14 protein-coding genes are annotated in these 12362 nt (G+C 69.0%); 9 read left to right on the top strand and 5 right to left on the bottom strand.

Annotated elements, in window-relative coordinates; all coding sequences use genetic code 11:
• Nucleotides 1-72 precede the first annotated feature (72 nt).
• Nucleotides 73-798 (top strand): FadR/GntR family transcriptional regulator, encoded by a 726-nt coding sequence (locus D9T14_RS00330; protein WP_119161881.1) that lies wholly within the window; start codon nucleotides 73-75, stop codon nucleotides 796-798.
• A 114-nt stretch (nucleotides 799-912) separates the two neighbouring features.
• Here the strand turns inward: D9T14_RS00330 and fumC are convergent, their stop codons facing one another.
• Both fumC and D9T14_RS00320 read right to left on the bottom strand, forming a co-directional pair.
• Nucleotides 913-2337: a class II fumarate hydratase gene (gene fumC / locus D9T14_RS00325; protein ID WP_119161880.1), complete on the bottom strand. Its 1425-nt coding sequence runs from the start codon at nucleotides 2335-2337 to the stop codon at nucleotides 913-915.
• A gap of 125 nt (nucleotides 2338-2462) precedes the next feature.
• The gene (locus D9T14_RS00320) at nucleotides 2463-3422 is read right to left on the bottom strand and encodes a 2-hydroxyacid dehydrogenase (RefSeq protein ID WP_119161879.1); all 960 of its coding nucleotides are present in this window, start codon (nucleotides 3420-3422) and stop codon (nucleotides 2463-2465) included.
• Nucleotides 3423-3646: 224 nt separating this feature from the next.
• Here D9T14_RS00320 and fdxA point away from each other — a divergent pair, with 224 nt between their 5' ends.
• Together fdxA and dapC are read left to right on the top strand one after the other, a co-directional pair.
• Complete coding sequence (fdxA, locus tag D9T14_RS00315; RefSeq protein ID WP_119161878.1) at nucleotides 3647-3964, top strand: ferredoxin; 318 nt, start codon at nucleotides 3647-3649, stop codon at nucleotides 3962-3964.
• Nucleotides 3964-5055, top strand: a complete 1092-nt coding sequence (dapC, locus tag D9T14_RS00310) for a succinyldiaminopimelate transaminase (RefSeq protein WP_119161877.1) — start codon at nucleotides 3964-3966, stop codon at nucleotides 5053-5055. Before fdxA ends, dapC begins: the two co-directional genes overlap by 1 nt.
• 160 nt (nucleotides 5056-5215) lie before the next feature.
• Here dapC and D9T14_RS00305 read toward each other — a convergent pair whose 3' ends face one another.
• The gene (locus D9T14_RS00305) at nucleotides 5216-6049 is read right to left on the bottom strand and encodes a hypothetical protein (RefSeq protein WP_119161876.1); all 834 of its coding nucleotides are present in this window, start codon (nucleotides 6047-6049) and stop codon (nucleotides 5216-5218) included.
• Between the two features lies 1 nt (nucleotide 6050).
• Complete coding sequence (dapD, locus tag D9T14_RS00300) at nucleotides 6051-6977, bottom strand: 2,3,4,5-tetrahydropyridine-2,6-dicarboxylate N-succinyltransferase (RefSeq protein WP_119161936.1); 927 nt, start codon at nucleotides 6975-6977, stop codon at nucleotides 6051-6053.
• Here dapD and D9T14_RS13555 point away from each other — a divergent pair.
• From D9T14_RS13555 to D9T14_RS00280, 5 genes are all read left to right on the top strand, one after another.
• Complete coding sequence (locus D9T14_RS13555) at nucleotides 6976-7119, top strand: hypothetical protein (protein WP_170175660.1); 144 nt, start codon at nucleotides 6976-6978, stop codon at nucleotides 7117-7119. The genes dapD and D9T14_RS13555 overlap by 2 nt on opposite strands.
• A 10-nt stretch (nucleotides 7120-7129) precedes the next feature.
• Entirely contained in the window at nucleotides 7130-8233 is a 1104-nt protein-coding gene (gene dapE, locus D9T14_RS00295) for a succinyl-diaminopimelate desuccinylase (protein ID WP_119161875.1), read from the top strand.
• Nucleotides 8230-8961: an LOG family protein gene (locus D9T14_RS00290; RefSeq protein WP_119161874.1), complete on the top strand. Its 732-nt coding sequence runs from the start codon at nucleotides 8230-8232 to the stop codon at nucleotides 8959-8961. The genes dapE and D9T14_RS00290 overlap by 4 nt, the downstream gene beginning before the upstream one ends.
• A gap of 128 nt (nucleotides 8962-9089) precedes the next feature.
• Nucleotides 9090-9473: a DivIVA domain-containing protein gene (locus tag D9T14_RS00285; protein WP_119161873.1), complete on the top strand. Its 384-nt coding sequence runs from the start codon at nucleotides 9090-9092 to the stop codon at nucleotides 9471-9473.
• Nucleotides 9461-9628, top strand: a complete 168-nt coding sequence (locus tag D9T14_RS00280) for a DUF3117 domain-containing protein (RefSeq protein ID WP_081660596.1) — start codon at nucleotides 9461-9463, stop codon at nucleotides 9626-9628. The genes D9T14_RS00285 and D9T14_RS00280 overlap by 13 nt, the downstream gene beginning before the upstream one ends.
• 94 nt (nucleotides 9629-9722) lie before the next feature.
• Here the strand turns inward: D9T14_RS00280 and glgA are convergent, their stop codons facing one another.
• Entirely contained in the window at nucleotides 9723-10922 is a 1200-nt protein-coding gene (gene glgA, locus D9T14_RS00275) for a glycogen synthase (RefSeq protein WP_119161872.1), read from the bottom strand.
• Between the two features lie 132 nt (nucleotides 10923-11054).
• On the opposite strand from glgA, the gene glgC reads away from it, so the two are divergent.
• Complete coding sequence (gene glgC, locus D9T14_RS00270; RefSeq protein WP_119161871.1) at nucleotides 11055-12299, top strand: glucose-1-phosphate adenylyltransferase; 1245 nt, start codon at nucleotides 11055-11057, stop codon at nucleotides 12297-12299.
• Nucleotides 12300-12362: the final 63 nt, after the last annotated feature.

Below are 12362 nucleotides of genomic sequence, written 5' to 3'. Positions count from 1 at the left end.
GGATCATTCAAATTCTTGATCACTGGATGACAGCATTTCGGTAGCCGGCGTCGAGGCTGGAAGAATGAGAGCATGTCCGTTCTCAATGGCGCACCGCTCCGCAAGTCGGAGATGCTCGTCCGTGTCTTCGTCGACCGCATCCGGTCCGGACAGTGGAAGCCGGGCATGCGGCTGCCCTCCGAGCGGGAACTGGCCCGCCAGTTCCAGGTGAGCCGGACGGCGGTGCGCGAGGCGCTCAAGGCGCTCCAGCTCGCCGGTGAGATCGAGACGCGCCTGGGGGAGGGCAGTTTCGTCCTCGAGAACCAGCGCAGCATTGCCGACGAGGACGCCCTGGTGGGGGCCGGGCAGAGCATCGTGAGCAGGCTGCAGGCCAGGCAGGCGCTGGAGATCGCCTCCGGTGTGCTGGCCATCAAGAACGCGAGCGAGTCCGACCGCATCAAGCTGCGAGCCGTGCGGGTCGAGCTCTCGGAGGCGCTCGAGATCGAGGACTATCAGTGGTATCTGGTCGTCACCTTCGACCTTCACGAGCTCATCGCCAAGATCTCCCACAACAGCTATCTCGAAGAGACCACCCGCGACGTCGTCGAGCCCATGCGCAACGACGAGTGGGCGCTGACCGCCAGCTACGACGCCGAGATGGCCGGCTACTCCATCTCGGTGCACCACGCGATGATCGACGCCCTGCTGGCGAATGACGTCGATGCCTTCGTGGCGAGCGTGTGCAGGCACTACGAGGACTACCCGGCGCTGCGCCATCCGGAGCTGAAACGGCTCCGTGCGGTCTCCGAGGCGAGCTGACCGGCCCGTTTCGGCCGGGCGCGTCCCCGCAGCAATCATCACAGCAGGAACGAGCAGCAGGGGCTCTGGGCGGCCGATCGGCCGCCCAGAGCCCCTGCCCTCATGCCGTTCCGGTCAGCCCTCGTCGGCGGCGGACGGATGGGTCATGTCCATCGGGACGACCCACTTGCCGAACTCCTCCTCGGTGACGAAGCCGAGCTCAAGAGCCGATTCCTTGAGGCTGATGCCCTTGTGGTGGGCGTTCTTGGCGATCTTTGACGCCTTGTCGTAGCCGATGTGGCGGTTGAGCGCCGTGACCTGCATCAGGTTGATCTCGAGGTCGTGGGCGATCTTCTCGCGGTTGGGCTCGATGCCGTAGGCGCAGTTGTCGTTGAAGCTCACGCAGGTGTCGCCCAGCAGCTGGATCGACTCGAGGACGCACCAGGCCATGACGGGCTTGAAGACGTTGAGCTGGAAGTTGCCCTGCGAGCCGGCGAAGCCGACGGTGGCGTCATTGCCGAACACCTTGGTGGCGACCATCGTCATCGCCTCGCACTGGGTCGGGTTGACCTTCCCGGGCATGATCGAGCTGCCGGGCTCGTTCTCCGGGATGAGCAGCTCACCGAGGCCGTTGCGCGGGCCGGAGGCGTACCATCGGACGTCGTTGGCGATCTTCATGAGGGCGTCGGCCAGGACGCGCAGCGAACCGGAGACCAGGACCAGGGCGTCGTGGGCGCTCAGGGCGGCGAAGAGGTTGTCGGCCTGCTTGAACTCGATGCCGGTCTCCTCGGAGATCTTCTGGGCGGCGAGGGCGCCGAACTTCGGATGGGCGTTGAGGCCGGTGCCGACGGCGGTACCGCCGATGGCCAGCTCGCGGGCGCGGGACTCGGCGTAGCGGATGCCCTCGAGGGCGAAGTCGATCTGGGCGACCCAGCTGGAGATGACCTGGCCGAGCAGGATCGGTGTGGCGTCCTGCAGGTGGGTGCGGCCGGGCATGACGACGTCCATGTACTCCTGGGCCTTGGCGTCGAGGGTGTCACGCAGCTTCTGCACGCGCGGGAACATGGCGTTCAGCTCGCACACCACGGCGATGTGCATGGCCGTCGGGAAGGTGTCGTTCGACGACTGGCCGCGGTTCACGTGGTCATTGGGGTGAACGGGCGTCTTGCTGCCCCGCTCGCCGCCGGCGATCTCGATGGCACGGTTGGAGATGACCTCGTTGGAGTTCATGTTGGACTGCGTGCCGGAGCCGGTCTGGAAGACGACCAGCGGGAACTCTGCGTCGAGCTTGCCCGCGATGACGTCATCGGCGGCCTGCACGATGAGCTCGGAGATGTCCTTCGGGAGCTCGCCCAGCTCGCCATTGGCCTGTGCCGCTGCCTTCTTCAGGGTGCCGAGTGCCTTGATCATCGGGCGGCCCCACACGAAGGTTTCACGGCCGATGTCGAAATTGTGGAGGCTGCGCTCGGTCTGAGCGCCCCAGTAGTGGTCAGCGGGCACCTCGATCGTGCCCATGGAGTCGGTTTCCGTGCGCGTCTGTGCGCTCGTGTTATCAGCCATGGGGCCAGCCTAGCGGTGGGGGCCGGTGATGTCGGCGGCGCCGTCGGGTTCCCAGGGGCCGATGGGGAGGACGCCCCGTCACGGTGCCATGCCCGGTTCGTGGCGGCGACGATCCGGCCTCGGCCTCACACGGCGCTGGGTGCCGGCCGGCCGGCGAGCACCGCCAGCGCGTTCTCGGCGGCCAGGTCGCACATCGCGGTTCGGGTCTCGATGTTCGCCGACCCCAGGTGGGGGAGCAGGACGACGTTCTCCAGCTCCAGCAGCGCCGGATTGACCCGGGGCTCGTCCTCGTAGACGTCCAGCCCGGCACCCCCCAGGTGACCGCTGGCCAGTGCCTCGGCGAGGGCCTGCTCGTCGATGCAGGCGCCACGGGCGGTGTTGATGACGTAGCTGCCGGGCCGCATGGCGGCCATGCGCTCGGCGTTGAGGATGTGATGCGTTTCCGCGGTGAGCGGGCAGTGCAGGCTGATGACGTCGCAGCCGGCGACGAGTTCGTCGAGCGGCATGCCGGTGGCCGCGAGCTCGCTGGCAGCCGGTTCGCGCATGGGATGCTCCTCGGCGTAGGCGATGGCCATGCCGAAGGCCCTGCAGCGGCGGGCCATGGCGGTGCCGATCTGGCCCGCCCCGATCAGGCCGATGGTCTTGCCCTCGATCGAGCGGCCGAGCATGAAGGTGGTCCGGTAGCGCCAGGGGCGCCCGGAGCGGATGAGGCGTTCACCCTCGCCGAGCCGTCGGGTGACAGCCAGCAGCAGGCCGAAGGCGATGTCCGCGGTGGCGTCGAAGAGCACCCCCGGGGTGTTCGTCACGACGACTCCGCGGGCCCGGCAGGCGGCCAGGTCGATGTTGTTGTAGCCGACCGCCACGTTGGCGACGATCCTCAGCTGGGGGCCAGCCGCGTCGAGAAACTCCTCGTCGACCCCGTCGGACAGCACCGTCAGCACGGCGTCGGCGCCTGCGACCAGCTCGAGCAGCTCACTCCGGGTGGGGGGTTCCGCGCCGTCCCAGATGCTGACCTCATGGTTCGTGGCCCGCAATTTCTCGGCGCTGGCCTCGGGAATTGCGTCGGTGATGCAGATGCGCGCCATGGGATGCCCCTCGTCGGTGAACGGTCCTGTCGGCATGCTACTAAAGACCCGCGGGGCGGGAAAATGAGGTTAGGCTCATCCTCACGGCGCCAGAAAATGTTCCGAGAGGGCTGCTCACGTCGGATTTTCCCGACCCATGACCCGCCCCCGGGCACGGTAGAGTTGCCGATGGCGACCGCCGCTGCGGCGGCCCCACATCACTGTTGACCGTTTCAGGAGCCGTCATGACATACGTCATCTCCTTGCCCTGCGTGGACGTCAAGGACAAGGCCTGCGTCGAGGAGTGCCCCGTGGACTGCATCTACGAGGGCGATCGCACGCTGTACATCAACCCTGAGGAATGCGTCGACTGCGGTGCGTGCGAGCCGGTGTGTCCCACCGAGGCGATCTACTACGAGGATGACCTGCCCGACGACATGACCGAGTGGCTCGACATCAATGCGAACTTCTTCGCCGAGCTCGGCTCCCCTGGGGGCGCGGCCCGCCTCGGCAAGCAGGACTTCGACGAACCGACGGTGGCCGCGCTGCCGCCCCAGGCCTGATGAGCCTCTCACAGACGCTGCCCGCATTCCCGTGGGACTCCTTGGCCAGGGCGAAAGCCCTGGCCGACTCCCACGAGGGGGGCATCGTCGACCTGTCCGTCGGCACACCCGTCGACCCCACGCCGCAGATCGTCCGGGAAGCTCTCGAGGTCTCGTCGCAGGCTCCCGGCTATCCCACCGTGTGGGGCACCCCGGAGCTGCGAGCCGCCATCGTCTCCTACTTCCAGGACCGCTGGGCCAGCGTCGAGCTGGACGAGCACAACGTGACGACCGCCGTCGGCACGAAGGAGCTCGTCGCCTGGCTGCCCACGCTCCTGTCCCTCGGCCCCGGCGACACCGTCGTCCTTCCCAGGGTCGCGTACCCCACCTACGAGGTGGGGGCCCTCATGGCCGGGGCGGCGATCCAGCGCTGCGACGACCCGGACGAGGTCGAGGGCTCGCCACGACTCATCTGGGTCAACTCGCCGGCCAACCCGCACGGCGCCATCGCCTCGCTCGAGCTGCTGCGCCGCTGGGTCGGGTTCGCCCGGGAGCACGGCGCGGTCCTGGCGGCGGACGAGTGCTACGCCGAGTTCGCCTACGACGCCACCGCTCACTCGATTCTCGCCCCGGCGGTGAACGACGGTGACATCACGGGTCTGCTCGCGGTGCACTCGCTGTCGAAGCGTTCCAACATGGCGGGATACCGAGCGGGTTTCATCGGCGGGGACGCCGCCCTCGCCGGCGAGCTCACCGCCGTGCGCAAGCATCTCGGCATGATGGTCCCGGCGCCTGTCCAAGCCGCCATGGTCGCCGCCCTCGGTGACCAGCGGCACGTCGACGAGCAGCGTGCCCGGTACGCCGCGCGCCGCGCGCGCATGCGCGCCGCGCTCGAACGGGCCGGTTTCCGCATCGACCACTCGGAGGGCTCGCTCTACCTGTGGGCCACCCAGGGCCGTCCCGGCCGGGAGAGCATCGACTGGCTGGCCGGGCGCGGCATCCTGGCCGCGCCCGGGGACTTCTACGGCCCCCACGCCACCGACCACGTGCGCGTCTCGATGACCGCCGCCGACGAACGGATCGCTGCCGCCGTGGAGCGCCTGACCCGGTGACCGGTCCTGGTCTGCAGAACTTGCCCGGGCCTCGGTGACCAGTGGCCGGACGCCTCGACCGGATCCGCAGGCGCAGGGCCGGGCGCACTCCCGGCCCTGCGCCGGTGCGGCCGCCGATCCGGTGGTCGTGGGCCGATGCGGCTGGCCGGTGACCGGCCTCTCAGCCGCGCAGCGTGGCGACGACCCGGGCCGCGTCGGATCCGGGGTCGCCCTGCCAGCCTGCCCGTTCGGTGGTGCTACCGGTCCAGGTGGCCTGGCCAACCCTAAGGCCCGTCAGGCCGGCGGCCGAGCCGCGGCACATGAGCAGCTGCGCGAGACCCCAGCCCTGGCGGGAATCGGGGGCCGTGAAGGTGAGTGTGCTGCCCTCCTGGGCGAAACCGATCGCCGAGCCCCAGACGGTGTCGACGAAGCCGGTCAGCGCGTCCGGGTCGGCATCTGACCCGGCGCGGTCGACCAGGGTGACGGCGGCCTCGTCGTAGCCGTACAGGGCACTGGCCCAGAGACGGCCGATGGTCTCGTGCGCGGCGTAACCGTCGGGCACCCCGGAGCGCTGCACGGTCTGGGCCACGTCGTTGATGCTGCCGCTGTCCCAGCCATCGACCTGCACGAGGGCGTCGTAGAAGGCGCCCGAAGAGTACCAGGGATCCATGATCTGCTCCTCGGTGCCCCAGCCCTGGCTGGCGCGCTGCTGGAACAGGCCGAGTGAGTCGCGGTCGCCGTAGTCGATGTTGTAGAGCCGTGACTCCTGGATCGCCGTGGCGAGGGCGATCGTTGCGGCCCGGGCCCTGAGCCCCCGCCGGATCGCCTCGCCGACGATGATCGCCGCATTGGCGGCCTGGTCGAGGTCGAGCAGATCGGTGTTCCCGTCGACGCTCGCCAGCGCCCCCTGGCTCGGCAGCCTCGCCTGGGAGCCGTCCGCGCAGGCGGCCAGCGACAGGCCGAGTGCCCCGGCGCCGAGACCGGCGAGCAGGACCCGTCGGGTCAGGGCCGCCATCTCAGTTCTCGTGAAGAGCCGCGTTGAGTTCGATCCGCTGCCCGGAGCGGGCGAGGACCCGTACCGCACCGGTGACCGAGTCACGGATGAACAGCATGTTGGAGCCTCCGGACAGCTCACGGGCCTTGACCTGCGTCCCGTCCGGCATCGTCACCTTGGTCCCTGCGGTGATGTAGAGGCCGGCTTCGATGACGCAGTTGTCTCCCAGTGCGATACCGCAGCCGGACTCGGCGCCCAGCAGGCAGCCCTTGCCGATCCGCACCCGCTCGGTGCCGCCGCCCGACAGCGTGCCCATCGTGGAGGCGCCGCCGCCGATGTCCGAACCGGCTTCGATGACGACGCCCTGCGAGATGCGTCCCTCGACCATCGAGTCGCCCAGGGTGCCGGCGTTGAAGTTGACGAAGCCCTCGTGCATGACCGTGGTGCCCTCGGCCAGGTGGGCGCCCAGCCGGATGCGGTCCGCGTCGCCGATGCGCACCCCCGAGGGGATGACGTAGTCGACCATGCGCGGGAACTTGTCGATGCTCGTGACGACCAGCGAGCCGCGGTCTGCCAGCAGGGCCCGGCGGATGAGATCGAAATCCGTCGGCGAGCAGGGGCCGGCGCTGGTCCACACGACGTTCGGCAGGACGGTGAAGATGCCGTCGAGGGTGATGCTGTTGGGGACCACCAGGCGGCCGCTCAGCAGGTGCAGGCGCAGATAGGCGTCGCTCACATCGGCCGGGGCCGCGTCCAGGTCGATGACGCAGCGGCGCACCCGGCAGCTCACGTGACGCAGCTCGTCACGGGTCTCGACGAGGTCGTCGGGGGCGGGCTCGTCGGAGGGTTCGCCGAGAGCTGGGGAGGGGAACCAGGTGTCGAGCGTCTGGCCTGAGTCGTGCACGGTGGCCAGGCCCCAGCCCCAGGCGGTACGGGTTGCGTCAGTCATGGCGCCAAGCCTACTGGTGCGCGGCCACGAGTCCCCGGCGCGACAGGTGGGCCCCGGCGACTCGCGTCGCAGCGGGGCGTTCGGGGCCGGGATCGTGCTGTTGTGGGGCCGCATCGGGCGCATCGGCGCCGATCATGACTAGGCTTCAGCCCATGACCACGCTCAACGAGGAACTGGCCCTCTTCGATCTGCACACCCTGTTCCGGCAGATCGTCGATGTCGAATCCGTCAGCAGGGATGAGAGCCGCCTGGCCGATCTGGTCGAGCAGGCCCTCGTCGGCTGCCCCCACCTTGAGGTGCTGCGCCAGGACAACAGTATCGTGGCCCGCACCAACCTGGGCCGTGACCAACGCGTCATCATCGCCGGCCACCTCGACACCGTCCCGGTGACCGGCAACCTGCCCAGCCATCTCGAGGAACGCGAAGGGCGCGCCTTCCTCGTCGGGCGCGGCACCGCCGATATGAAGGGCGGGGTGGCGGTGGCCCTGCACCTGGCCCGGGCGCTCACCGAGCCGGTGCACGACATCACCTGGGTCTTCTACGAGTGCGAGGAGATCGAGGCCACCGCCAACGGCCTGGGCCACATCGCCCAGACCCACCCGGACTGGCTCGCCGGGGACTTCGCCGTTCTCATGGAACCGACCAGTGCCCGCATCGAGGGCGGCTGCCAGGGCACCACCCGCTTCAAGCTGACCACTCACGGTACCGCCGCCCACTCGGCGCGCAGCTGGCTCGGCCACAACGCCATCCACGAGCTCGCCGATCTGCTGGCGGACATCCGCGCGTACCCGGTGCGCGAGGCCGTCGAGGTCGAGGGCCTCGTCTTCCACGAGGGCCTGAACGCCACGATCGTCAGCGGCGGCGTCGCCGGCAACGTCATTCCCGACACCGCCGAGTTGTACGTCAACTACCGCTTCGCCCCCGATCTGGAGGCCGAGGACGCCCTCGCCGCCATGCGCCGCACCTTCGAGCGTCCCGGCGTCGACTTCGAGGTGCTCGACCTGTCGCCCGCGGCCCGCCCGGGGCTCGACCGGCCCGCCGCCCGGGAGTTCTGCGCAGCCGTCGGCGGTGAGCCCCGGCCGAAGTACGGCTGGACCGACGTGGCCCGGTTCTCCGCACTCGGCGTGCCCGCGGTCAACTACGGTCCGGCCGATGCAGGCAAGGCCCATGCCGTCGACGAGTGCTGCCCCCTCGACGACCTCGACGTGACGAGGGACGCCCTCCTCGCCTGGCTCGCCCCGGGGGAGCGGGCATGACCGAGTGGACCCAGCAGCCCCCGCTGATGACCTCCGGTCCGGTGATCCGCCGTGGCGGCCAGGTCACCGAACGCACCACAGACGAGCGTCTGCTCGACAACCGGCCCGGACCGATGAACGACGACCCCTGGCGGGTGCTGCGCATCCAGGCCGAGTTCGTCGAGGGTTTCGGGGCGCTCGACGAGCTCGGACCGGCCATCTCGATGTTCGGTTCGGCCCGCGCCGGCCGTGACACGCCGGAGTACGCCCAGGCCGAGTACATGGCGCGGGAGCTGGTCCGCAGGGGACATGCCGTCATCACCGGCGGCGGCCCCGGCATCATGGAGGCGGCCAACCGAGGAGCCCACGAGGCCGGCGGCTGCTCGGTCGGCCTGGGCATCGAGCTGCCCTTCGAGCAGGCCATGAACCAGTACGTGAACCTGGGCATCAACTTCCGGTACTTCTTCGCCCGCAAGGTGATGTTCCTCAAGTACGCGCAGGGGTTCATCGCCATGCCCGGCGGCTTCGGCACCTTCGACGAGCTCTTCGAGGCGCTCACCCTCATCCAGACCCGCAAGGTGACGAACTTCCCGGTCGTCCTGTTCGGCGCTGCCTACTGGGAGGGCCTGATCACCTGGCTGCGGACCTGTGTCATCGCCGGCGGCTACATCAGCCCGGTGGACGTCGACATCTTCCACGTCACCGACGATCCCGACGAGGCGGTGCGGATCGTCACGGAACGGGCCTGACGGCACACCTCCGAACCGGGCCGGGCGGCCACCGCCGTCCCGCGGCCCTCCCGGCCGGTGGTCGCGCCGCGGCGCTCGGATGCCGGCCGTCCTGCGCCGGTTGCGCGCCGGTCCCTAGGATTGGGCGCATGGTCTGGGCTCTTGGAATCCTCGTCGTCGTCATCATCGTGCTCGGCCTGTGGGCTGCCCGCGGCCGGCTCGGCCAGCTCGGGCCGCAGCTTCCGGACCGTCCCGGCCCTGATCTGCCGGACGGCCCGGTCGGCGCAGCGGACCTGGACGCCGTCAAGTTCGCCGTCGTCCCCCGCGGCTATGACATGGAGCAGGTCGACGCAGTTCTCGCCCGTCTCGCGGAACAGCTGGCCGCCACCGCGACCCCCGCAGGGCGGCCCGGCGGCGACGCCCAGCAGGAAGCAGGTTCGATATCCAGCCGGCCCATGGGAGATAATGGGGACATGAGCACGGCCGGTGGCGTGCAGGACAACCCAGAAGCGAGGAACCAATGGCAGCAATGAAGCCACGTACTGGCGATGGCCCGATGGAGGTCACGAAAGAGGGCCGCGGCATCGTGATGCGCGTTCCGGTTGATGGTGGTGGCCGATTGGTCGTCGAACTCAACGCCGAGGAGGCGGCTGAACTCCTCGGATGCCTCAAGGGCGTCGTCGGCTGACACCCCCAGGAACAGGGCGAACGAAGAACAGACGCAAGTCGGGTCCGGCACAGTGCTGATGCCGGACCCGACTTCCTGTCCAGTGCCGCTGGGTTCAGTGGGCGCGATGAGCGTCGTGATACTCGGCGGCGGCCTTGTAGACGTCGACGGTCTGGGCCGCGATCGCCTCCCAGCTGAAGTGGTCGATGCAGCGCTGGCGACCCGCCTTGCCGAAGACCTCGGCCTTGTCGGGGTTGCCGACCATGTCGTTCATCGCGGCGGCGAAACGATGCTCGAAATCGGCCACGTACTCGGCGTCACCTGCCTGGTCCGGGTCGTAGGCGACGAGCGTCCCGGTGGTGTCGTCGTCGACGACCTCGGGGATGCCGCCGACCGCGGACGCCACGACGGCCGCCTCGCAGGCCATCGCCTCGAGGTTGACGATGCCCAGCGGCTCGTAGATCGAGGGGCAGGCGAAGAGGGTCGCGTGCGAGTAGACCTGCCGGACCCCCTCGCGCGGGGCCATCTCCTGCACCCAGATGACGTCGTCGCCGTGCACCTTCTTCAGGGCGTCCAGGCTCTCGCCGAACTCGGCGGCGATCTCGGGCGTGTCGGGTGAGCTGGCCAGCAGGACGATCTGGGTGCCGGGGGTGAGTTCGCGGGCCGCGCGCACCAGGTGGACGAGCCCCTTCTGACGAGTGATACGGCCGACGAAGACGACCGACGGGCGGGTCACGTCCATGCCGATCCGGTCGCAGAAGTCGTGGTCTTCGGTGGGGTAGAACTCGGTGACGTCGACACCGTTGCGCACGACGTGGATCTTCTCGGGATCCAGGTCCGGGTAGCAGCGCAGGATGTCACCGGCCATGGCGGTGCTCACACCGATGATCGCCGAGGCGCCCTCGTAGGCTGTCCGCTCGGCCCAGCTGGACAGCTCGTAGCCACCGCCGAGCTGCTCGCGTTTCCAGGGGCGCAGCGGCTCCAGTGAATGAGCGGTGACGACGTGGGGAATGGACCTGAACAATCCGCCCAGGTGACCGGCCATGTTGGCGTACCAGGTGTGCGAGTGGACCAGGTCGGTGTCCTCGGGCAGGGCCGAGATCATCGACAGATCGGCGCCGAGCACGCGCAGTGCCGCATTGGCTCCGGGCGGGAAGTCCTCGGCATGGGCGACCGCGCCGTCGCGGGGCTCGCCCATGCACTGCACATCGACGTCGATGAGATCGCGCAGGCGCGGCACCAGCTGGGCCACGTGGACGCCCGCACCGCCGTAGACGGACGGGGGATACTCGCGAGTGAGGATGGATGCATGCATGATCCGATCGTTTCACAACCAGCCGGGGCCGGCTCAGGCGTCCCCGGGTTTTTGCGTCCGGCAGCGTCCGGCCAGGGCAAGATCGACCCCCCCGCCTTGTCGCGGAGCCGCTCCGGGCCGTAGGTTGAGGTCATGGCTACACCCAGCGTTCTCTCCCTCGTGCTGGCGGGAGGCGAGGGCAAGCGGCTCATGCCCCTCACTGCTGACCGGGCAAAACCCGCCGTTCCCTTCGCCGGCTCGTACCGTCTCATCGATCTCGTCCTGTCCAACCTGGCGAACTCCAATCTGCTGAAGATCGCCGTCCTGACCCAGTACAAGTCCCATTCGCTCGACCGTCACATCTCGGTGAAGTGGCGCATGTCGACGATGCTCGGCAATTACGTCACGTCAGTGCCTGCCCAGCAGCGCCGTGGACCCCACTGGTACCAGGGGAGCGCTGATGCGATCTACCAGTCGATGAACCTCATCAACGACGCCGATCCCGACTACATCGTCGTCTTCGGTGCCGACAACATCTACCGCATGGACGTCATGCAGATGCTCGAGGCGCACATCGACTCGGGGCTCGCCGCCACCGTCGCAGGCATCCGGGTGCCACGCTCCGAGGCATCGGCCTTCGGCGTCATCGACTCCGGCGCCGATCACCGCATCAAGGGCTTCCTCGAGAAGCCCAAGGACCCGCCCGGCCTGCCCGACTCGCCCGACGAGGTCCTGGCCTCGATGGGCAACTACATCTTCAGTCGCAAGGCATTCGTCGAGATGCTCGAGGCCGATGGTGTCAACACCGACTCCAAGCACGACATGGGCGGGGACATCGTCCCGGCCTTCGTCGAGGCCGGTGATTGCGGGGTCTACGACTTCAAGGACAATGTCGTGCCCGGCGCCACCGAGCACGACAAGGACTACTGGCGCGACGTCGGCACCATCGACGCCTTCCACGCCGCGCACATGGATCTCGTCTCGGTCGTGCCGCAGTTCAACCTGTACAACGAGCAGTGGCCGATCTGGGCCGACTCGATCCAGGCGCCGGGCGCCAAGTTCACCCTGCACGGCACGGCCGAGTCCTCGCTGGTGTCCGCCGGCTGCGTCATCTCCGGCGGTGACGTCGACCACTCGGTGCTCAGCCCGAAGGTCCGGGTTGAGAAGGGCGCCTCGCTCGACCGCTGCGTCCTGCTGGACGGCGTTCAGGTGGGGGAGCAGTGCATCGTGCGCAACGCGATCCTCGACAAGGGCGTCATCCTGCCGCCGGGCACGCACGTGGGGCTGGATCGTGAGGACGATGAGGCCCGCGGCCTGACGGTCTCGGCCGGTGGCGTCACCGTCGTGCCCAAGGGCTTCACCGTGACCAAGGAAACGGCCTTCCGCACCGACTCATGAGCTCCAGGTGAGGTACAGCACAGCGGCAGGGCCCGGGGACTCCCCGGGCCCTGCCGCTGTGCT

Source organism: Propionibacterium australiense (genome assembly GCF_003666605.1).
Taxonomy (GTDB): Bacteria; Actinomycetota; Actinomycetes; order Propionibacteriales; family Propionibacteriaceae; genus Propionibacterium; species Propionibacterium australiense.
The sequence above is the reverse complement of the archived record's forward strand: the minus strand, read 5'-3'. Positions and strand labels throughout refer to the sequence as shown.